General features: G+C 52.5%; 18 protein-coding genes and 1 pseudogene. 4 read left to right on the top strand and 15 right to left on the bottom strand.

The features are described from left to right. Positions 1-75 precede the first annotated feature (75 nt). Positions 76-228: a hypothetical protein gene (locus ET810_RS11930; RefSeq protein WP_166741003.1), complete on the bottom strand. Its 153-nt coding sequence runs from the start codon at positions 226-228 to the stop codon at positions 76-78. 238 nt (positions 229-466) lie between these two features. On the opposite strand from ET810_RS11930, the gene ET810_RS03745 reads away from it, so the two are divergent. The 4 genes and pseudogenes from ET810_RS03745 (at position 467) to ET810_RS03730 (ending at position 5478) form a co-directional block, all read left to right on the top strand. Continuing rightward, entirely contained in the window at positions 467-1642 is a 1176-nt protein-coding gene (locus tag ET810_RS03745; protein WP_087454883.1) for a precorrin-3B synthase, read from the top strand. Further along, complete coding sequence (locus tag ET810_RS03740) at positions 1639-2289, top strand: precorrin-8X methylmutase (protein ID WP_134315898.1); 651 nt, start codon at positions 1639-1641, stop codon at positions 2287-2289. Before ET810_RS03745 ends, ET810_RS03740 begins: the two co-directional genes overlap by 4 nt. Further along, positions 2286-3791 (top strand): precorrin-3B C(17)-methyltransferase, encoded by a 1506-nt coding sequence (cobJ, locus tag ET810_RS03735; protein ID WP_087453956.1) that lies wholly within the window; start codon positions 2286-2288, stop codon positions 3789-3791. Before ET810_RS03740 ends, cobJ begins: the two co-directional genes overlap by 4 nt. A gap of 254 nt (positions 3792-4045) precedes the next feature. After that, positions 4046-5478: pseudogene (locus tag ET810_RS03730) on the top strand (amino acid permease). A gap of 2 nt (positions 5479-5480) precedes the next feature. Here the strand turns inward: ET810_RS03730 and ET810_RS03725 are convergent. The 14 genes from ET810_RS03725 to arc all read right to left on the bottom strand — a co-directional run bounded on the left by ET810_RS03725 (position 5481) and on the right by arc (position 21368). Beyond that, positions 5481-6212 (bottom strand): cobalt-precorrin-6A reductase, encoded by a 732-nt coding sequence (locus ET810_RS03725; RefSeq protein WP_087453957.1) that lies wholly within the window; start codon positions 6210-6212, stop codon positions 5481-5483. Then, positions 6200-6973: a precorrin-4 C(11)-methyltransferase gene (cobM, locus tag ET810_RS03720; protein ID WP_134315899.1), complete on the bottom strand. Its 774-nt coding sequence runs from the start codon at positions 6971-6973 to the stop codon at positions 6200-6202. The genes ET810_RS03725 and cobM overlap by 13 nt, the downstream gene beginning before the upstream one ends. Positions 6974-7000: 27 nt before the next feature. Then, complete coding sequence (cbiE, locus tag ET810_RS03715; RefSeq protein ID WP_087454885.1) at positions 7001-8269, bottom strand: precorrin-6y C5,15-methyltransferase (decarboxylating) subunit CbiE; 1269 nt, start codon at positions 8267-8269, stop codon at positions 7001-7003. A gap of 38 nt (positions 8270-8307) precedes the next feature. After that, positions 8308-9081, bottom strand: a complete 774-nt coding sequence (locus ET810_RS03710) for an SDR family oxidoreductase (RefSeq protein ID WP_087453959.1) — start codon at positions 9079-9081, stop codon at positions 8308-8310. Further along, complete coding sequence (locus tag ET810_RS03705; protein ID WP_087453960.1) at positions 9048-10190, bottom strand: M24 family metallopeptidase; 1143 nt, start codon at positions 10188-10190, stop codon at positions 9048-9050. The genes ET810_RS03710 and ET810_RS03705 overlap by 34 nt, the downstream gene beginning before the upstream one ends. 39 nt (positions 10191-10229) lie before the next feature. Beyond that, positions 10230-12986, bottom strand: a complete 2757-nt coding sequence (locus ET810_RS03700) for a DEAD/DEAH box helicase (RefSeq protein WP_087453961.1) — start codon at positions 12984-12986, stop codon at positions 10230-10232. Between the two features lie 18 nt (positions 12987-13004). After that, a complete protein-coding gene (gene tatC, locus ET810_RS03695) occupies positions 13005-14093 on the bottom strand; it encodes a twin-arginine translocase subunit TatC (protein ID WP_087453962.1) in 1089 nt (362 codons plus the stop codon). Positions 14094-14200: 107 nt separating this feature from the next. After that, on the bottom strand, positions 14201-14488 hold the full coding sequence (gene tatA, locus ET810_RS03690; protein WP_087453963.1) for a Sec-independent protein translocase subunit TatA: 288 nt from the start codon (positions 14486-14488) through the stop codon (positions 14201-14203). 38 nt (positions 14489-14526) lie between these two features. After that, positions 14527-15516: a helix-turn-helix transcriptional regulator gene (locus ET810_RS03685; protein ID WP_087453964.1), complete on the bottom strand. Its 990-nt coding sequence runs from the start codon at positions 15514-15516 to the stop codon at positions 14527-14529. After that, positions 15516-16505 carry a helix-turn-helix transcriptional regulator gene (locus ET810_RS03680; protein ID WP_087453965.1) on the bottom strand — a complete coding sequence of 330 codons (990 nt, stop codon included), beginning with the start codon at positions 16503-16505 and terminating at the stop codon, positions 15516-15518. Before ET810_RS03680 ends, ET810_RS03685 begins: the two co-directional genes overlap by 1 nt. Beyond that, positions 16502-17959, bottom strand: coding sequence for a Pup--protein ligase (gene pafA / locus ET810_RS03675; RefSeq protein ID WP_134315900.1), 1458 nt, complete (start codon positions 17957-17959; stop codon positions 16502-16504). Before pafA ends, ET810_RS03680 begins: the two co-directional genes overlap by 4 nt. A gap of 4 nt (positions 17960-17963) precedes the next feature. Continuing rightward, entirely contained in the window at positions 17964-18158 is a 195-nt protein-coding gene (locus ET810_RS03670; RefSeq protein WP_087453967.1) for a ubiquitin-like protein Pup, read from the bottom strand. 100 nt (positions 18159-18258) lie between these two features. Further along, entirely contained in the window at positions 18259-19791 is a 1533-nt protein-coding gene (gene dop / locus ET810_RS03665) for a depupylase/deamidase Dop (protein ID WP_087453968.1), read from the bottom strand. Then, entirely contained in the window at positions 19788-21368 is a 1581-nt protein-coding gene (arc, locus tag ET810_RS03660) for a proteasome ATPase (RefSeq protein WP_134315901.1), read from the bottom strand. Before arc ends, dop begins: the two co-directional genes overlap by 4 nt. Between the last annotated feature and the right edge of the window lie 128 nt (positions 21369-21496).

Genomic DNA, 21496 nt, shown 5'->3' with positions numbered 1-21496 from the left:
GGGTGACGCGCCCATCGACGGCGTTGTTTAAGAAGGCGGTTGCGGCACGTGGTTTTCATGAAGTCGATGGTCTGGCTATAACAGTGGTGCGACCGTCCGGAATTTCACCGGATTCATCGACACATGAAGATAAGCTTTTCCGACAATAATTCGGCGCTCTAGGCTGGGCTTATTCAGCGTGTACACAACAAACACCATGGGAACCACAATGCGGTTCTCTGTTTTCATTATTACGTTGTTTTTTAACAGCATGCCCAAGGGCGTGTACTACCTTAGCCAATCTGCTTTACGAGTTGGGCATGTATGGGGGTAAAAGCGCTCGCTAACGGTGTGATCGTTCTGTGGATCCGCCATTCTTATCAGGCATGTGCAGAGCGCAAAGTGTCAGAAAACTTAAGAAAAGTGTTTATTTCAACAAAGTTTTACAGGTCACAATGTTGGTTTAAGTGTGTTTGTTTTTACTATCATGTTGCGCATGACCCACCCTAAACTCTCGCAATCAGCAGTACTGATTGCTCACCCAGACCGTAGCCGTTCTGACATGTGTCCTGGTGCACTTAAGCTGCATCACGCTACGGACGGATCTATCGGACGCGTCCGCTTCCCCGGCGGGCGAGTACGCACAGAACAATGGAAAACGATTGCCCAGATCGCTCGCGAGCTTGGCGACGGAACAATCCACATCACAACCCGTGGCAATATGCAGTTCCGCGGCGTGAAAGATGAAGCACAGTTTGCCACTGTGGTGGAAGAGTCTGGGTTCTTGCCTTCGCGGAGCCACGACAAGATCAGGAATATCCTGGCCTCTCCCCTGCACCCTGAGCTATGGCCGCTGGTGGAAAGCTTAGACGCTGCGCTTTTAAGTGATGATGTAGTCTCTGGCTTGTCTGGGCGTACCCTCTTTGGTTTTGACGCGGGCGAAGGCGACATCCTGAGCCAAAGGCCAGACTTTGGTGTTATCGCAATTGATGATGCGCACCATATGATCCTGGGCGGGCAGGTTACCGAGATTCATCTGAATAGCCTAGAGATCATCCCCGAGGTACTCACTTTCGCTGCGCGCATGTGGCAAGAAAATCGTGAAGACTCGTGGCGTCTCCATGAAAGCCCGTCCATACGCGCGCACATCCTTGACCAAGTTCAGACGCACTTTGCTGTGGACACACAGCTGGTAACTCCTCCCGTCATTGAGGGATCTGCGCGTCCGGTTGGTTGGATTGACCTTGGCGATGAACGCGTTTCTTTGGGAGCAGGTCTCCGCTTTGGCTTCCTCACCGCGCAGGTTGCCGATATCTTGAGCGCTATAGATGCAGAGACAACGATTACTCCCTGGGCATCAATCGTGATTCATGATCTTCCGCACCATGATGCGGATGCCGTGGTTAAAGTACTCGCACCGCTCGGGCTGCTTTTTGACCAGGAATCACCATGGCTACGAGTAACTGCGTGCACCGGCCTGCCGGGGTGCCAGAAATCTTTATCCAACACCCAAAATGATGCAACGCAGTTGGTCCTTTCAGGTAAAGCACCAGAGGGCCTTGTACACTTTTCAGGGTGCGACCGTCGTTGCGGTCATCCCCTATCCCATCACACGGAATACGTTGCCACCGGCGACGGAGAGTACGAGGTATCAGCAAGGTGAGTTTTGACTACATCACCGACGGCAATGAGATTTACCGTCAATCCTTTGCGATGATTCGTGAGGAATCCGATCTCAGTAACTTTGATCCAGACCAAGCACAAGTTGCTGTCCGTATGATTCATGCCGCCGGTGAGGTAGACCTCGCCGAGGACATTGAGTTCTCGGCGAACCTTGTTCCCGCAGCTCGAAACGCGCTCAAAGCGGGAGCCCCCATTTTTACTGACGTGAACATGGTGAAAAGCGGAGTAACTCGTAAACGACTCCCCGCCAATAACGATGTGGTGTGTTTGCTTCAAGACGAACGCATCCCAGAACTTGCAGCCCGACTCGGCACAACCCGATCTGCCGCGGCAGTAGAACTATGGGCTGAGCGTCTCGACGGCGCCATCGTGGCTATCGGCAACGCCCCTACAGCGCTCTTCCACTTGATGAACTGGCTTGCCGAAGATTCCACCCGGCCGCACCCCGCCGCAATTATCGGTATCCCCGTAGGATTCATCGGCGCTGCCGAATCCAAGGCAGCTTTATCCAATGTGGCTGCAGATCTTGGTACTGAGTTTGTTACCGTCCATGGGCGTCGTGGCGGGTCTGCAATCACATGCGCCGCCATTAATGCTCTTGCCACAGAAAAGGAGATACTCCCGTGAGCAAGGCAAGACTCATTGGTGTAGGTGTAGGTCCTGGCGATCCCGAACTGTTAACGGTCAAAGCGATCAAAGCTATCCAAGCCGCAGACGTGGTTGCTTATCATGCTCGATCTAACGGGACCTCGGCTGCGCGGAAGATCGCCGAAGCTTATTTAACGGACTCGCAAGAGCACGTGCTTCTGGAATACCCAGTGACTACGGGAATCACTGATCATCCTGGTGGATACGCCGGGGCCATGGCCGACTTCTACCTTGATGCTATCCAGCGACTCCGCACGTATCTACAGCAAGGCAAAACCGTCGCCGTGTTGGCGCTGGGTGACCCTATGCTTTATAGCTCGTACCAGCACTTACACAAATATCTTGCAGAAGAATTTCCGGCAGAGATCATCCCAGGAATCCCCTCTATTACTGCTGCAGCTGATGTCTTGGGCATGCCACTATCTGAGGATGATGAAGTTCTCTCGATCATCCCAGGAACGCTTCCTAGTGCTGAATTAACGCAGCGACTTCTCGATTGTGACACAGCGGTTGTGATGAAACTGGGCCGTACGTTTAAAAAAGTTCGACAGTGCCTCATCGATGCAGGAGTTGCTGATCGGGCGTACGTGGTAAAGCGCGTAGGTATGGAGGGGCAAAGCACAATCCCTGTACTTGAAGCCGATCCGGATTCTATTCCTTATTTCGCAGTAGCTGTTGTCCCCTCGTTGGTGCACCAAGAACATGGTGTATCGCACGAAGAGTGCTGCCAGGATGGTACTCTAGGTGAAGTCGTAGTCGTAGGCCTCGGGCCTGGTTCCTCACGGTGGATAACACCCGAGGCCACCGCAGAATTAAAAAACGCCACCGATATTGTTGGATACTCCACCTATGTCAACCGCGTGCCCCTGCGCGCCGGGCAACGCCGACACCTCTCCGACAACAAGGTGGAAGCTGAGCGCGCAGCCATGGCCTTAGACATGGCAAAACAGGGAAGAAAAGTTGCGGTGGTTTCTTCTGGAGATCCCGGCGTGTTTGCCATGGCTGCGGCAGTTCTAGAGACAGCCGATGATGAACAATGGCGCGAGGTGCCGGTTCGTATTATCCCCGGTATGACCGCGGCGCAAGCCGTGGCATCTCAAGTAGGTGCACCGCTAGGCCATGATTTTGGGATGATCTCTTTGTCTAACCGGCTCAAGCCCTTTGAGATCGTGGAAAAGCGTATCCGTGCGCTCGCAGGTGCTGACATGGCTTTTGCCTGCTATAACCCCGCTTCAAAAGAGCGACGCTGGCAGGTAGCAAAACTCAGGGACATTGTTTTGGAATACCAGCCGGAAGATACCCCCGTCATTGTGGCTCGTGCTGTGGGGTCCGACCAGGAAAAAGTTGTGGTCACGGCTCTGCGAGACTTTGATCCAGACATCGTTGATATGCGTACAATGGTGATCGTGGGGGCGTCGACAACGCACCAGTACATGGGTGCGGATGGTATCCGCGTTTTTACTTCACGACGCTACGAGTAACCCAGAAGGCTATCGCTGTGTAAAAACCGCGGTAGCCTATAGGTTAAGGATGCGACTCGAATAAGAGCTGTGAACGGCTGTTATATGCACTGAATACAAAGCGGTCTAGACTATTCCGGGTAGCTGAAGCCGGCACGAAAACCGTGGGGCAAGAAACTTCGTGTTCGGATGAATACGCGTTATTGCATTGGTGAGATCTTAGCTGCGGCCTCATTCCGTAGGCGGAGAGGTCTTTTTAGAAAGGACTCATTGCGATGAGCGCCAATGATAGTGGCTCCCCTGCTCAATCCGTGGCAGAGTTACCGATTAATACAAAGCAGCGGCAGGTTCGGACTTCTCGGATTAGACGCAACGGTGGCTTAAAACATCGGCACCTTCATTTCATTGCCTTAGGATCCGCCATCGGCTCCGGTCTTTTTTATGGTTCAGCTGGGGCGATACAAGCAGCAGGTCCTTCAGTCTTGCTTGTCTATGTGCTTGGTGGCGCGGTAGTTTATTTCATGCTTCGGGCATTGGGCGAAATGGCTGTTCGCAACCCTATTTCCGGATCCTTTGCGGAATACGCACGTGAACATATGGACGGCTGGGCTGGCTACATCACCGGGTGGATGTTTGCTTTTGAAATGGTCATAGTCTGTTTGGCCGACCTCACTGCAATCGGTATCTATATGAAGTTTTGGCTTCCACATGTCTCCCAGTGGGTATGGGTCGTGGTGACTCTGCTGATAGTGGGCGCGGCGAACATAGCTACTGTAAAAGCATTCGGGGAACTGGAATTCTTTTTCACTCTCATCAAAGTCGGCGCTGTTATTGCGATGATCGTTGGTGGCGCGGCAGTACTTGTTTTTGGTCTGAGTAACGCAGAGACTGGGCCTGCAAATCTCGTTGCAGACGGTGGTTTCTTCCCTAACGGCATAAAGGGGATGATTGCGTCCTTCATGTTGGTGCTCTTTGCCTTCGGCGGCACTGAAATTATCGGTGTGGCAGGCTCAGAAGCAGAAAATCCAGAAAAGTCGATTCCACAAGCGATTAATACTGTTCCTCTGCGTATTTTGCTTTTTATGTTCTCGCGGTTTTAGTGATCTTGTTGATCAACCCGTGGCGGACTATTACTGGAGACGAGTCTCCTTTCGTGCAAATATTTGATTCCCTCGGAGTAACGTGGGCGGCGGACCTGCTGAACGTAGTGGTGATTGCGGCGGCATTGTCGGCGATTAATGCGGACTTATTTGGCGCGGGACGAGTCCTTACTGGACTAGCAAAGCAAAACCTTGCGCCGAAAGCGATGGCGCATACCTACCGTAATGTCCCTGTCATGACCACGGTTATTTTGGTCATCGTGCTAATCATCGGAGCGGCCCTCAACGTGGTACTGCCTGACCGTGTTTTTGAGGTCGTTGCAGCATTAGCCACGTTTGCCACCGTATATGTCTGGCTGATGATTCTTCTGGCGCATCTCTTCTCACGGAGGAAAATGAGTGCTACAGAAGTATCCGCCCTGGGCTATAAAGTTCCTCTGTGGCCGTGGGGGCAATACTTTGCCATCGGCTTTATCGCTTTTACTTTTGGAATCATGGTGTGGCTTCCTGAATACCATCTAGCTCTTGCCGTAGGAATCGGCTTTTTAGCAGTGATGACCCTGATGTATTTTACGCGCGTCAAGCACCGTGTGGATAACGCGCGTTAGCCTTAGAGCTTCTGTATGGCGTCCATGACTTCTGCCGCAGACGTTGCTGTGTATGCAGCGTGAGGCAAAACAGGGCGTTGGACCATGATGACGTCAACGCCAAGCTCGCGCGCTGCGTCCAATTTAGCGCTTGTTAAAGGACCTCCAGAATTTTTGGTTACAACGCAATCAATCTGGTTATCCACCATGAGCTTCTTTTCCTCAGCTACGGTAAAAGGACCACGAGACATAATCAGTCGGTGCCGTGGTGGAAGCGGCACTTGCGGAGGTTCCACGGTGCGTACCACATACAAGTTATGGGGATCCTCGGCAAAAGGCGCAAGTTGCTGGCGGCCGATAGTGAGAAAAATATGGTGGTAGTCTCTAGCAGCTAGGCGGGCTGCCTCGACCATTGAAGAGACAGGCCGCCAACGATCTCTGGGGCCAGCTACCCACGCTGGACGATGGAGGGCAATAAGCGGAATTCCCGTTGCTCTCGTGGCTTCCGCAGCAGAAATGCTAATGCGCTCAGCAAAAGGATGCGTGGCGTCGATGACTACTTCTACGCCTTCCTTGATCAACCATTGGGTAAGACCCATAGGCCCGCCAAAACCACCAATGCGCACTTCTCCTACAGGTAGTTTAGGGTTTGCAACTCTTCCAGCGAGCGAGCTAGTGACATGCCAGCCAGCGTCGTAAAGCAACTGGGCGACGTCCCTGGCCTCGCCAGTGCCACCAAGAATCAGTGCGCGCATGGAATAGTCCTTCCTTCTGCATCGCGAGGACGTCCATCGGAATAAAGGAAAGAATCCGGGAAGCCTTCGGCAGCTAAAACCCGACCGACAACGATGATCGCTGTGCGAGTAATGCCTGATTCTTTTACTTTTGCTGCAACATCTGCGAGAGTTCCCCGAACGATTTTCTCCTCTGGGAGGGAGGCAAAAGCGACAACGGCGACCGGGCAGTCCTCGCCATAATTAGGGATGAGCTCTGCTACCACGCGGTCGATATCGTAGGCTGCTAAATGTATGCATAACGTGGCTCCGCTTTGCCCCAGCGTGGTCAGATCCTCCCCCTCCGGCATTGCCGAAGCTCGTCCGGATACACGCGTTAAGATGACAGTTTGACCTACCGTAGGCACGGTGAGCTCGTGGCCTAATGCCGCAGCAACAGCTGCAAAGGAAGGTACCCCAGGCACTATCTGATAATCCACGCCATGCGCGGTGAGACGCCGGGCTTGTTCGGCCACTGCAGAATAGATAGCAGGATCGCCGGAATGCAGCCGTGCGATATCTTTTCCATCGGCGTGTGCGTCGAGAATGCGCCGGGTGATTTCATCTAACGGCATACGAGCGGTATTGGTGACTTCAGCATTTTCCGGGACGGAGTCCAAGACCTCAGGCGGAACAATGGAACCGGCGTACATACACACTTGGCAGGTGCTGATGAGTTTTTGTGCGCGTAGCGTTAACAAGTCAGCGGCACCTGGACCAGCACCAATAAAATAAACAGTCATTTTTACCTTTAATTTTCTACAGTTTTACTAATGAGCAGTGGCGTTGAGTTTGGTAATAACCCACTGGACTACCGGCAGCGCTGGCTTCATCGTGGTAAAAGATCCCACGTTATGGTCCTGTGAAATATCGAAACGCGCCATGGTTCCGCCCAATGCTTGTCTTAGCTCCCAGAGCATCGATTCGCTTTCAATTGTCACTGCGTTAGCTACAAGACGGCCGCCTATCGGAAGCCTAGCCCATGCGGCATCAAAGACCCCAGGTGCTGTGAGGCCACCTCCGATGAATATGACGTCCGGAGATGCAGGAACCTCGTCGAAAGATTGCGGTGCTCCATTATGGATGGCTAAGCGGTCGATAACGCCTAGTGTCCGTGCGTTTTCTGCGATGCGGTTGCGGCGTTCCTCAACTACTTCAAAGCAAACGGCAGTTGTTCCGGGTGTGGATCTAAGCCACTCGATAGCGATGGAACCAGAACCCCCACCAATATCCCACAATGTCTCGCCTTGACGGGGTGCCAAAGCCGAGAGCGTAAGAGCTCGGATGTGACGTTTAGTGAGCTGGCCATCGGAGGCATAGTGGGTGTCGGAAAGCCCAGGGAGCATGCTCTCACCCGCACGTTGTAGAGAGACAGCAATAACGTTGAGGGCGCTCGTAGCAGTAGGAGGATTTTCTGCAGTTCCTGCAGCAACTGCCTCATCGGAGCTACCCAAATCGCTAAGTATGATTATTTTTGCGTCTGATTGGTTGAGTTCAATTAAAAGGTCGCAGATACGGGCAGGAGTTTTTTCATCTTGCCCGAGCACCAGGAAATCTCCACCCCGCTGTACCGGAAGCACGAGATGATCTACGGTGTTGGTGACCAAGCTATAAACGGGAGTCTTGTCAAGGGGCCACCCTAGACGCGCGCACGCCAAGGATGCTGAAGAGCTATGCGGGATCACTGTAATCGAATGCTGTGGAAGCATACGCATGAGTGTTGACCCGATGCCATGGAACATCGGGTCGCCTGAGCCTAAGACCACCACATTATGATCTGTCAGCTCTGCAAAAATCTCCGGGATCTTGGGAAGCATCGGAGACGGCCATGGGCGGCGTTCCGCTGGGATATTGTCAGGGACGAGCCCTAGCTGACGCCACGAGCCAATGATCACGTCCGCGTTATAGATTGCCTCGCGCGCTTGAGATCCCAGCTCGTCTACCCCACCGGCGCTAATCCCCACCACAGTGATAGAACCCGTTTTGGCTACTGAATCCCCTACCGCAATACGCCGTAACGAGGTCGCTTCCGTACTCATAGAAAAAATTTTAGCGATACAAAAGCTATTCGCTGTGATCAGCGTGGCATGTGCCGCCAAATTGAGCTAGGAACCACACGCATGAGGAAGGCTAGCGCCATGAGGCGCCGAGGTATCCACAGTGTGGTGGACCCCTTTCCATTGTTGATCTCCTGTACGACCGCTCGGGCCACAACATCCGGTGTCACAGACATAGGAGCAGGAGACATTCCAGCAGTCATTCTTCCGATCACAAAACCAGGTCGGGCAGTGATCATGCGGAGATTCGTTGCATGCACAGCCATGCTGAGGCCTCGGCAAAAGGCGTCTAATCCAGCTTTGGTTGACCCGTAGACGTAGTTAGCTCGTCGAGCTCGCCAACCAGCGATAGACGAGAAAGCCGTGATGGTACTGGGCTGAGAGTTATGCTTCATGCGATCAGAGAGGACAGTAAGTGCAACAATCTGTGCCATGTAGTCTATCGTGGCGATGTCCGCAGCATGGTGCTCATCAACTTCGGCGATCTCTTGATCTCCGAGAATGCCGAAACACACTATGGCATGTTCAATATCGCCGGAATTCTCTATTACCTTCCGATGGGAGTGCAGATCAGAAGCATCGAAAAATTCAGTCTGCACTGACACGGCTCCCAACGCCATGAGCTCCGCGCTAAGGTCTTTGAGATCTTCAGTGCGACGCGCGGCGAGAACTACACGACGGCCGGGTGCCAGGAGCCGTGCTATCTGCCCGCCGATTTCGCTGGTGGCACCAAGAACAAGCAGGGTACGAACGGTAGAAGTCACTGGAGCGTCCGTGGCTGGTTGTTGAGGCATTCGCAGCCGTTTTCTGTTACCACGACGATGTCCTCAATACGGGCGCCGAAACGGCCTTCGAGATAAATGCCGGGTTCGACGGAAAACGCCATGCCTGGTTGGAGGACAAGATCGTTTCCTTCCATGATAAAGGGCTCTTCGTGCGTCGATAAGCCAATGCCATGGCCGGTGCGGTGGATGAACGCGTGACCGTAACCTGCCTCCGAGATAATATCGCGGGCTACTTTATCAATGCTTGCTGCGGTGACTCCCGCTTGAATAGCTTTAACCGCTTCTTCCTGCGCACGGAAAAGCACGTCGTACATTTGCCGTGCTTCTGTTTCTAAGAGGTCAGCGTCGCCCCCAACAACATAGGTTCGGGTGCAATCCGAGTGGTAGCCCACACCATAGGTACCGCCGATATCAACTACAACCATGTCTCCGAGTACGAGCTCGCGATCCGAATAATCATGGTGAGGATTAGCGCCATTGATCTGGCTTCCTACGATCACAAAGTCGACTTTGGAATGGTCTTTCTTGATGAGCACAGCCAAGTCCTCGGCCACTTCGGCTTCTGTTCGCCCTGGTTGCAAGAGGAAAGGCACTTGCGCATGGACCCTGTCGATGGCCTGGCCGGCTGCTCGTAGCTGCTCGATTTCTTCGGGGTCCTTGGCCACGAACAACTCGGCTAGAACGGCGGTTGCCAATACCGTAGCTGATTGTTCCCCTAGGATATTTTGGAGCGATATCAAGTGGTTAGCCGTGAGGTCTTCTCCTATGCCAACGGTAGCGTGAGAAGGCTCCCCCAGCGCAGCTACCACTGCAGCGTAGGGGTCTTGTCCGTCTACCCAACCGAGAACGTTGATACCAAGAAGCGGAACAGCAGATTTCCGTAGGTCGCCTCGATCTACGTCCGGCACAACAAGGGTGGGTTGAGCCCCGGAAGCCGGAATCACCAGGGCCGTAAGCCTCTCGTGGGTTGAGATCCAGGAACCGGTGAGATAGGCAAGTTGCGCGCCTGCCCCGATAATGAGTCCACTTAGACCCGATTCGCGGGCAAGAACAGCCGCGCGTGCGATCCTATGCGCATAGACCTCAGGGGCAAAGCCTTGATATTCATTGATAGACATAGTGCTTATTCTAGAGAACTTAAAGCTTATCGACGCCACCTAGTTGCCTATAGCGACCACACCGCGCCGTATTGCTTCGATAGCAGACCGAGCAGATTTTTTCGTCTCATTGCTGTAGGCAGTTGATCTAATCTGTTCAAGTAGATCGATAACCTGACGGCACTGCCGCACAAAATCACCTGCGGTGAGCTCCGCCCCTGATTCTGCGGCAGCTGCGAGGCAATAACCGAGTGGCGCGCCAGCAGTCCATTGATGAACAGCTAAAGAAAAACCAGCCTCGGGATACTTGGTTACAGGTAACTGGTAGCGTCGTTCATTAACGCTGAGCTCATCCCAGAGTCGGAGTGTGTTGTTCATTGCCGCGGCCATGGGTTCTGTCGCAGCTTCCGGCTCACCACGCGTTTCCTTACGATTCTCAAATGTGCACATGCTGACAACGCCGGCAAGTTCTGCGGGATCGAGTCCATCCCAGATTCCGCGTTTGAGGCATTGAGCTACCAGCAAATCCGATTCATTGTGAATTTTGGCGAGATTCTCCCCTTCTTCCGTTACCTTTGGAACGCCATCGATAAACTCCACGTAGTTGAGTTCTCCGAGTAGTCCCAGGATCCGGTCAAACGTCTTCCCAAGGGTGTCGGTGGCGGTTTCTACCGTGGTACGTAGTCGAGATGTCTCTTTCTGCGCACGCGCGAGTTTTTCTCCGATCCTTGCAAGGTCCTCCCTGTTATCCCACTGATGAGCTGGGTGGGAACGTATGCGCGCGCGAAGCTCAGTGATCTTTTCCGTCGGACGATTACGCTGCTGCGCTTTAAGACGCTTAGGTCGAGAGTAGGAGAGTTTTTCAAACTGTCTGACCACGTACTTGGAGTTTTTCCGAGGCTGAGCAATCGTGGCACGAGAGAGCTTCATATGGCCTACCACCACAGGAGGCATCGGGAAAGCAGCGGTATCTACTCTCCCCGACCAACCAGATTCCATGGTCACCCAAGGCTTAGGATCGGAAGAGTTATTGGAAGGCTGCACAACCACGGCTAATAGCGGGCGCTTTTTGCCCGGCATAGCAATCACGTCTCCGAGATTAAGACTGGCTAGTATCCGAGCTACCTCTATCTCACGTTGTTCGAATGAGTGCCGTTTTGCCCTGCGTTCCTCATCAGTAAGTTCGCGTCTGAGATCAATGTATTCTAAAAACTTCTCAATATCTTCTTCGGGTATATGAGAGCTGAGCTGCGTTTCAAGTTTTTTAACCCGTGCTTCCGAGCGCTCTATATTCCTCACAACGTCCACCACGCTGCCATCTGCTTGGAACTGAGCGAATGACTTTTCTAAGAGCCGGTGCGCTGGAGTAAAACCGATGGTTTTAAGCAGGTTAACCGACATGTTGTAGCCGGGCGAGAAGGTCGATATGAGCGGGTAGGTTCGTGTTGATGCAAGCCCTGCCACAGAACGCGGATCCATTGCTGGTGCCCACTGGACCACAGCGTTTCCGCTGATATCGATGCCACGACGTCCTGCGCGGCCAGTGAGCTGTGTGTATTGACCAGGAGTGAGATCTACGTGAGCTTCACCATTGTATTTGACGAGTTTCTCTAGGACGACTGTCCGGGCTGGCATATTAATGCCGAGTGCGAGAGTTTCCGTGGCAAAAACAGCGCGGACGAGGCCTTTAGTAAAAAGCTCTTCGACGATATGCCTAAAAGCGGGCAACATTCCAGCATGGTGTGCAGCGAAACCACGCATCAGCGCAGATCGCCACTTGCGGAAATCAAGAACTTTCAGGTCCTCCTCCGGGATACCGGCTACTCCGGCATCGACGATCCGGGCGATTTCTTCTGCCTCTTGTTGATCCGTGAGTACGATGCTGGAACGCATGCATTGATATAACGCGCCTTCACATCCAGCACGGGAAAAGATGAAGGTGATTGCTGGAAGCATGTCTTGGCTTTGTAGAACATCAAGAACCTCCGGACGCCCAAGAGGGCGATACCGGTCTTGTCGCGGACGGCCTGAACGTGAACTATGAGACTCTCCGGATGAACGCGCACGGAAGCCTCCAGCTTTGAACTGAGCACGCCCTCGGTCGATCGCTTCGTTACCTTCTAACCGATCGATGTGATCTTCAAGCCAAGCGTTGACCTCACCGCCTGAATCTGGCTCAAATAGCGGATGAATACGGCGTCCCACCATCATCCACTGATTAAGGGGAACCGGCCTATGCTCAGAAACAATAACTTCGGTGTCTCCCCGGACTGTTTCCAGCCAACGGCCAAATTCCTCCGAGTTGCTGACGGTGGCGGATAAGCCAACCACGCTGACAGATTCGTCAAGACCGAGGATCGCCTCCTCCCATACCGCGCCGCGAGACTTATCGGACAGAAAATGGATCTCATCCATGACCACGTGGGTAAGTCGGGTTAAAGCCTCTGACCGCGCGTAGATCATATTTCGGAGTACTTCAGTGGTCATCACTAGGACGTCGGCATCATGGTTGATGGATACATCCCCGGTGAGCAAGCCAATAGCTTCTTCACCATGGACTTCAACCAGGTCATGGAATTTTTGGTTACTGAGCGCCTTGATCGGCGTGGTGTAAAAGCACTTGGTGCCACGAGAAAGCGCCAACGAGACTGCGAATTCTCCGACTATAGTTTTGCCTGCCCCTGTCGGCGCGCATACTAAAACTCCGCGGTCATCTTCAATGGCTTGGCATCCCTGAAGCTGGAAATCATCGAGGGGAAACTTTTGCCGAGAGATGAACTCGCGGAGATGAGAGTCAGAGGCTGGCGTAATCGTCATGCCTTAAGGCTACTGTGCCTAGAGAACGTCGTCGAAGTTGGTACCAGAATCTAAGGGTTTTGTTTGCTTAAGCGGAGCAGGCCGAGTAATAGGTTGAGCATTAATGCCACCGCTTGATTCGACAGTAGAAGCTGCAGACACAGGTTCTGAAGCCGTAACAGGGTTAGGCGAATCGACTCCTCCTGCATGAAGATCAAGCGGTGACGCTGATTCGTCATCAAGATCCATCCAGCTGGGCCGCGAGACATTTCTGCGTTTGTCGTTTATCCGTGCAAATTGCATGGCGAATTCAACGAGCAAGGTGAGCGACACTCCGAGGGCAAGCATGGAGAAGGGGTCTTGGCCGGGAGTCATAAAAGCCGCAAAAATGAACAAAACAACGGTAATGATTCGTCGTTTATCTTTGATCACTTCGTATGGGAGAACCCCCACAATATTGAGCATTGCGATAATGAGTGGAACCTCAAAGCTCACTCCAAACATGGCAAGAAGCGCCAGTATGAAGCTGAAATAACGGTCACCAGATAGTGCAGCGGTTTGGACATCGTCACCGATGCCTAGGAGGAATTCAAGACCATAGTCAAGAACAAAGTAGGCAAGAACCGCACCAAAGATAAACAGCAAGACAGCAATGCTGACAAACGAAAACGTCCAGCGCCGTTCGTTCTTCATGAGCCCAGGGGTGATAAAAGCCCAGAGTTGATACAGCCAGATCGGCGATGCAAAGACCAGGCCAGCCAATGCTCCCACTTTAAGACGCAGCATGAACATCTCAAACGGTGCGGTTGCTATCAGCCTGCAGGTGCCATCATGGGTAAGATCTGCGCGCTTTTGCGGAGGAAGATCGCAATAGGGACCACGGAGAATATCCCCCAGGGAAGGGATAGAAAACCAGTAGAGGTTAACGGCATGCTGATACCAGATAAAACCGATGATCGTTGTGACTATCACGGCAAAAACAGAGATTATCACCCTGCGTCGTAGCTCTTGAAGGTGCTCGACCAGGGACATTTCACTATGGTTTTGTTTCTTTGCCCTCGTAAACACTTTCTTAAACCCACGGCGTGGGACAACGCCACCTTGCGGGGAAGCTTCAACCGAGCTCATTAAGATTCCTGCCTACTGCCTTAACGTAAAATAGTGACCTTGTGGTTTCCACAGATCGCTAGGAACCACAAGGCTTTTATTCAGAACACGGTAGCTAAATAAAACGCTTATCCGTGCTGGGGATTCTGCTGTTGCTGCTGCTGGGTTGGGTACTCAACCGGATCCTGAGTTTGCGGAGGAACAATGCCATTTTGTGGCTGGACATAAGGCTGCTGCATCAGCTGTGCCTGCTGCTGCTCGGCACGCTGGTCATCATTGCTCATTTCTTTGACTTCAGACTTGAAAATACGCATAGAACGGCCAAGCGAACGGGCGGCGTCTGGAAGCTTCTTGGCGCCAAAAAGCAGAATAACAATGAATAAAATGATGATGATTTCGGTAGGACCAAGGTTCATGGCGTACCCCTCACTGTGACATAGGACCAAAACAGCGTTTATTTGCTGCTTGTTACTCGTTTTGGATCATACACGCTCGATGCGAGCTTGGCGCGATCTTGTACTGTTTGAGCAAGATCAGGTGGAGCTAACACGCGCACCCGATCAAGGTTGCTTAACACAAATTGTATAACCCATTCCCTGGAAGCCAGCGGAAGGACCACCTCATACCATCCCTTCTCGTTGATCTGCTCGACGTCTAACGGGACGGTATCTGCAAGCCAGAGCGCTTCTGCCGAGAGCTCAAGTTTGGCAAATTCCGAGGTTGCAGAAAAGTTAAAGGGGTCTGAGTCATCAAAGGTGGCCCGTTCCAGTCGCGGGGTAGCTCGGAGCTGGGTGAGCGCAAGAGAACTCATGGCTGAGACCCGAAATGTCCGGTGGGATTCGCTGGAGTCTTCCCAAGCTGTGAGGTATGTCTCTCCTCCGTTGGTAAAGATGCGACTCGCACTCACCACACGGTGGGATAACTCGTCGCGATTACGGTTGTAATAATCGAACTCAATTTGAGTGCGCATGCTCATCGACTCCCGGATCGTTTCTAGATCCGGCTCGGGCGCAAGGTCATTCCCCAGAGCTGTTGAGTCAAAGATTCCATGGGTCTCCTCCCCCATGGTTTGCCGTAATTTCTCGGCCGCTGATAGCACAGCTGAGCGCTTTACCAGTCCTGGTACCTGCTCTAGCGTTTCCAGTGCAAGCAAAAGGGCACCCGCCTCGGTGTGGGTGAGCCGCAGAGGTGCAGCCATCCCCTGATTATTGATCACGGTCACCGAACGCAGTTCTGCATCGAGATCAATAAGCTCGTCTGGAAAAGTCCCTGGACCACAGCAGAATAGTCGACTGAGGTCTTCTTGAACTTGACTAGGAGAAAGTCCAAGATCTGTAGCCGCCTCCATCATTGAGCGACCTGGGTGAGCTTCAAAATATGGCAGGAGGTTAAGCAGGCGGACAAGATCTGTCAAACGCCTATTTTTGCTTTTCGACGTAGCCATCAAGTCTCCTTCGCTGCAGAAGAAAGTAAAGAAACTATGTCTGAAATGACGTCCTGAGGTTCAACAACTACTGCCGAGGGAGCGAGGGCCACGGCGGTTCGTATTAGCCAATCCAGGTCAACGTCGATAAGCGAATAACTCCCGTCGTGATTACGGGTACCGCGTGAGCTGAACTCAAACCCGTGGCCTTCTTTAACCCTTACGGTGGCGTCGACGAGCACCTGGCCTTGTCTTAGCTGCTCTTCTACAAGTTCTTGCAGGTTTATCCCTGGTTGCGGGGAATGAAACGTGTCCTCGGACGGGATGGACTCTGGCTTTGCTACAGAAACGATGCGAGTAATGCGGAAAACTCGTTTTTCTTGTCGCTCGATGTCAAAACCGACTAAGTACAAGCGATCTCGGTGGGAAACAATCCCCCAGGGATCCATGATTCGCCATTGCGGCTCAGATGCTTTATTACGGAGGTATTCAAAACGAAGCCGCTTGTTACTCCGGCAGGCTTCTAATATTGAGTCAAAGTGAGACGCCGAAAGAGAGTTCCAGTCGTTTACGGGATGGAAACGAGGTGTGGCGGTTAACTCGCGATCAATGCCTGAGGCCGCGATCTTAGTCCACCCGGAACGAGAAAACGTTGCTAGTTCATCTCCCAGACCCATCTGTCCAGCAAGTGCAAGAACCGTTGCCTCTTCGGCGGTGAAATTCACTTTTTTCAGTGGGTATTCTTCCGTCTGGAGTCGGTAAGCAGTATGTGCATGAGTGGCTACTGTCTCAATGGGAATACCAGCGCGTAGTAGCGCTGTGCGGTCCCGTTTGAACAATTGATGTGCTGCCTCATAAGAACGGGTCTCCCCTGTCTCTGGGTTTTTCTTATACCCCTCAACATGTTCGATAATCCATTTTGCGGTGAGATAGTGATGTCCGCGGCTTTCTGCATTAAGGAAAGCAAAAGTAACGTTGACGATCCTCTCCATGACAGTGTCTTTTTTCACTCGTGGACACCTTCCTGGGCATAAGAATCTGCGTGCTGTTCCATGTAAGAGATGAGCCCCTCCACGCGTTCGTCAACCGCAGAAAAAGGATCTGCCAGTTCCACGATCTGAGGTTCCGGACGATTAACTTTGAGTCTTAGCCAATCCGTGGAAATAGGGGCTCCTAGACGCGGTGCTGCGTGTAGGAACCTACCGCGTAGTGCCGCGCGCGTGGTGTCAGGGGCGTTATCTACTGCATGATGGATGTCCTGGTCAGTGATCCACCGATTAACCAACCCTTTAGCCTCTAAGACACGAAAAAGTCCACGACCTGGACGAATATCGTGATAGGCCAGATCTACTTGAGCGAGCTTGGGATGCTGGAAGTCATGTGCGGCCAATCCCAGTCGAGCTTGGTACTTCTGCAGCATACTGAGCTTTATTACCCAATCGATATCGCGCTCTAGTGCGCTCACATCACCCGATTCGATTGCTGCTGTCACCTTGAGCCAGAGATTTACTATGTCTGCCATAGCAGCGTTGCTAGTTCCGCCGGTTTCTTCCCTGATGTCGAGCCACCGTTGTGCTGCTTCTGCGTAACTGCGCTGGATGGATATGGCTTGTTGTTGCGAACCATTCTTGAGCTGGATAAGAGCCTTTCCCGTTGTATCCCGAGAGACATCTCTAATAGCAGCAATCTCATTATCAAGTTCTAGATCTGCCAGGTCGAAGCCCGCCTCGATCATCTCTAAAACTAACTGGGTGGAGCCGATTTTAAGGGCGCAGGTTACCTCAGACATAGAGGAATCCCCAACGATAACGTGTAGTCGCCGGAATCGGTGGGAATCTGCGTGTGGCTCATCGCGAGTATTGATGATCGGCCTAGAGCGCGTCGTCGCGCTCGACACGCCTTCCCACACGTGATCGGCGCGTTGAGAAATCTGGAACTCTCCATTTTGAATAGATCCAGAGCCACAGATGAGCTGGCGGGTAATCAAAAAAGGCAAGAGTTGTTTGCCGAAGGTTTTCAGGACGACATCTCTGCCTACCAGGTAGTTTTCATGGCAACCATAAGAGTTACCAAAAGAATCAAGGTTGTTTTTAAAAAGATAAACGCTGCCGCCGATGCCCTCAGCCTCCAAGCGCTTTTCCGCAGTAACGGCAAGTTCATTAACAATGACGTCTCCGGCGCGATCATAGGCAACGAGTTGCGCTAAAGAGTCGCATTCTGCGGAAGCGTATTCCGGGTGCGAGCCTACATCGAGGTAAAGGCGAGAACCATTAGGAACAAAGACGTTCGAGCTAGACCAGCGCTCTACTACTGGCCGGAACATATACCGAGCAATCTCGTCGGCGTTTAAGCGACGACTGCCTCCCTCGGACACGCACGTTATCCCGTACTCAGTTTCAATGCCAGTGATTCGCCTGGTAAAAGCCGCGTGTGGTGCTACTGCGTGGGAATGCGGCGACAACACGGTATTACTGCCCGCCTTTCTGCACGTAAGAACGAACAAACTCCTCGGCGTTATTTTCTAAAAGGCCGTCTATTTCATCTAAGAGGTCATCAACGCCGGTCGCTGAGAGCTGCGTCTGGGCTGCGCCAAGCGTGGGGTCCGGGAAGTCGTCGTTAGAGTTGGAACCGCCAGCATTAATGTTTTTTTGTTGGGAGCTCATGAGTTAAAGAAATCTCCTTGATCCTGGTATTGATGGACTGCGTTTATTACAACTTAGGCTAACGTAACGTGATCTTACGCGTGTATAAGAGAGATGCGGTTTATTCTGATTGCGGCAGCAATCTTTCTACTGGAGCAAGGCGACTGATCCGTTGGATGAAGCTGTCAACATTGCCGTTGAACTCCGCGAAAGCGTCTTGGGAAGAAGAAAAACAGAGAGTATCAAGCTGCGGGAGAGCGATTTTCACGTGGGAGGTTTCATCGGCGATGATGATGCTTTCCCAGTTAGCGGCCACTATTTTTCCTGGCAACGATTCAATCACTTGGCCCCGGAAAAAGGCACGAGAGTCTAAAGGACTCTTCCAAGCTGCATGAGCGATCTCTTCCGAGGTGACGAGGGTACGCATTCGTCCTTTGCGTACCAGGGCATGAAAGAGACTCTTGGCAGGGTCGATATCAGAATATTGCAGGTCGATGAGCTTTATCTTGGCGTCTGCGATGGAAACTCCACGGGCTTCGTAGGACCGTATTAGCGCAAGTTTGGCGCACCAATCGAGTAGATGCGCAGCATGCTCTGGTCCTTTGCTCAGTGCCTCTACGGCCTCGTCCCACGCACTGATGACGTGCTTTTCGACGTCAGTAGTGGCGCTGAGCCTTTCGCGATACTGTTCGAGTAGCTCAAGGGCAGTGAGTTTTCGGCCATCTGACAGCGTCAGGCGATGCGATAGCTCTAGGTCGCGCGACATTGCGCTTACCTCAGCCACAGCGTTACTGAGCTTCAGGTCACTGAAGTCAACCCCTTTTTCTATCGCATCAATGACCAGCGCTGTCATCCCTAGCTTGAGGAAAATCGAGGTGTGGGACATATTGGCGTCCCCGATGATCACGTGGAGCCTACCGTAGCTTTGTGCAGCGGCGTGGGGTTCATCGCGAGTATTGATGATTCCTCGGTTGAGTGTTGTCTCAAGGGAAATCTCTTGCTCGATATAATCTGCACGTTGCGAGATCTGGAAGCCAGCTTTTTCTCCCAGCTGCCCAAGTCCCACGCGCCCTGCCCCGACAACGACTTGCCGTGCTACGAAAAACGGAATAAGCGATTGCGCTAGTAGATCAAAATTAGTGTCGCGATGGTACAAGTAGTTTTCATGGCTGCCGTAGCTTGCGCCTTTTCCATCGACGTTATTTTTATAAATTTTAAGGGGTGGGCAAGGATCATGATGATCCAGTATGGATTCCCCCACCGCGGTTTGTTCTGCAACGAGTTCGGCTGCGCGGTTGAGTATCACGTCGCCGGCGATGTCGTAAAGCATGGCATCGTATGCGTTTGTAGTCTCGGGAGATGAGTACTCGGGGTGCGCATGGTCCACATAGAATCGTCCACCGTTGGTTAGCACGGCATTGGCTACGCCGATAGCGTTGGGATCTATAATCGGGACGCTATGGTACCTTTTCAGGTCAAAACCGCGGGAGTCTCTTAGCGGATGCTCGGCTGCAAAATTCCAGCGTGCGCCGCTAGCACAGCGCTCTTTCATGCTGAAAGAGACAACCGCATGCGTGGACGTCACTATGGGACTTAACGTGGTATCCGAGGGGGTTGCGATGCCATATTCGGTTTCAGTTCCGATGAAGCTCACCGGTGTCCTCCTAAAACTCTAGCGTGGGATACCCGGATGCCCTGCCTACCGGTGATCCGACTCCACTCATCTGGATTGGCGGTGTTGGGTAGATCTTCGCTTTCTCGGTTCTCTGCATCTACTGCAGCAAGTAGATGCGCGGCAGCGATTCCTCGTCCGTGCCCGGCGATATGCTCTTTGATCGCGTATTTTTTCGCACGGTCGACGATATTGGCGATCATGGCCCCAGAGACGAAATCACGGTAATGCAGGATTTCCGTGGTGCCGTCGATAAGCGTTAGTTCCACATAAGGTTTATCTGCAAAAAGATAGTTCACTGTGGTGTGGATGAGGTCAGCGACTGGTTCTGTAACCGGAATATCTTTTGTGAGATGCCTAAAGAATATATCCTGAGCTGCTTTTTTGCCGGGTCTTTGAACTCGGATCTTCACGTCTAATCGACCAGGGCGCAAGATGGCGGGGTCAATGAGTTCTTCACGGTTAGTGGCACCAATAACGATGACATTGCTTAAGCTTTCCACACCGTCGAGCTCTGTGAGCAGCTGAGGAACAACGGTTGTCTCCATGTCTGAGCTCACCCCTGAGCCACGAGTCCTAAAGATAGATTCTATCTCATCAAAGAAAATGATGACGGGGCGTCCTTCTTCTGCCAACTCGCGAGCACGTTCGAAGATGAGCCGAATCCGGCGTTCGGTTTCACCCACGTATTTGTTTAAGAGCTCTGGGCCTTTGACGTTAATAAAATAGCTTTGATTTCCCTCCCCTATGCGCTGCGCTAATGAGTGCGCGACGGCCTTGGCAATTAACGTTTTTCCGCAGCCGGGAGGACCATAAAGCAACACGCCTTTGGGCGGATGAAGATCGTAGGCCCGGTAGAGCTCTGGGTGTGCAAAAGGCAACTCTACGGCATCGTGAATTTGCTCGATTTGATCATCGAGGCCGCCGATATCGGCGTACGTGACGTCTGGGACTTCTTCGAGTGCTAGTTTGCTGACCTCCGTCTTGGGGATCACCTCATAGGCATAACCAGCCCGGGGGTCGGCCAGAAGCGTGTCCCCTGCACGTGGTTGCCTGCAAAAGGTTTCTAGTAAAGGGGCTGCTAGCCGCACGATGTGCTCTTCGCCGTTGTAGTCCGCGACCAGCGCGCGGTTTGTCCCTATCATCTCCACAAGGGTCGCCAGGGAACCGGTGGAATCGAAGTCACAAACCTCTACAACGTGGCTGGCCTCCCCCAGGCGAACTTGCACGCCTGGCACCAGCAAGGACTTATTAACAAGCGGAGAAATCTGCAGGCGCATCTTACGCGACGCTGTAAAAACCTCTGCTGTCTTCTTGTCTGAAGAAAACTCCAAGAACGTGCCATACGTGGATGGCGGCGTAGCCAAGTCCTCAATCTGCTCATTCAACACCATGAGCTTATTACGAGAGGCTTTGAGTAACTCGGCTAATTTGGCATTCCGAGCGCTTAAATCATCCGCTGTCTTTTTCTGTCGACGGAGCGCTGCCTTGAGTTCCTCAGTGTTGTGCAGCTGATCGTTTAATTCCTCTGCGCGAGCGTTCCCTTGAGCTGAATGCATGATGCTTACCTTACTAACCAACAAGCCTTAGGAGGAGGCGGGGTTGATTTTAGTGGTTGCTACAAAGCACGCGGTGTGCTCCTACCAGCTGAAACGATCACGCATAAAAGCTGCACCTCCCTGAACAC

Source organism: Corynebacterium silvaticum, assembly GCF_004382825.2.
Lineage (GTDB): Bacteria > Actinomycetota > Actinomycetes > Mycobacteriales > Mycobacteriaceae > Corynebacterium > Corynebacterium silvaticum.
This window is presented reverse-complemented; position numbering and strand designations above follow the sequence as displayed.

Coding starts and splice junctions, on each gene's coding strand:
- ET810_RS11930 (WP_166741003.1), bottom strand. CDS start 228: ATGAAAACAGAGAACCGCATTGTGGTTCCCATGGTGTTTGTTGTGTAC.
- ET810_RS03745 (WP_087454883.1), top strand. CDS start 467: ATGTTGCGCATGACCCACCCTAAACTCTCGCAATCAGCAGTACTGATT.
- ET810_RS03725 (WP_087453957.1), bottom strand. CDS start 6,212: ATGCGCGCACTGATTCTTGGTGGCACTGGCGAGGCCAGGGACGTCGCC.
- cobM (WP_134315899.1), bottom strand. CDS start 6,973: ATGACTGTTTATTTTATTGGTGCTGGTCCAGGTGCCGCTGACTTGTTA.
- cbiE (WP_087454885.1), bottom strand. CDS start 8,269: ATGAGTACGGAAGCGACCTCGTTACGGCGTATTGCGGTAGGGGATTCA.
- ET810_RS03710 (WP_087453959.1), bottom strand. CDS start 9,081: ATGCCTCAACAACCAGCCACGGACGCTCCAGTGACTTCTACCGTTCGT.
- ET810_RS03705 (WP_087453960.1), bottom strand. CDS start 10,190: ATGTCTATCAATGAATATCAAGGCTTTGCCCCTGAGGTCTATGCGCAT.
- ET810_RS03700 (WP_087453961.1), bottom strand. CDS start 12,986: ATGACGATTACGCCAGCCTCTGACTCTCATCTCCGCGAGTTCATCTCT.
- tatC (WP_087453962.1), bottom strand. CDS start 14,093: ATGAGCTCGGTTGAAGCTTCCCCGCAAGGTGGCGTTGTCCCACGCCGT.
- tatA (WP_087453963.1), bottom strand. CDS start 14,488: ATGAACCTTGGTCCTACCGAAATCATCATCATTTTATTCATTGTTATT.
- ET810_RS03685 (WP_087453964.1), bottom strand. CDS start 15,516: ATGGCTACGTCGAAAAGCAAAAATAGGCGTTTGACAGATCTTGTCCGC.
- ET810_RS03670 (WP_087453967.1), bottom strand. CDS start 18,158: ATGAGCTCCCAACAAAAAAACATTAATGCTGGCGGTTCCAACTCTAAC.
- arc (WP_134315901.1), bottom strand. CDS start 21,368: ATGCATTCAGCTCAAGGGAACGCTCGCGCAGAGGAATTAAACGATCAG.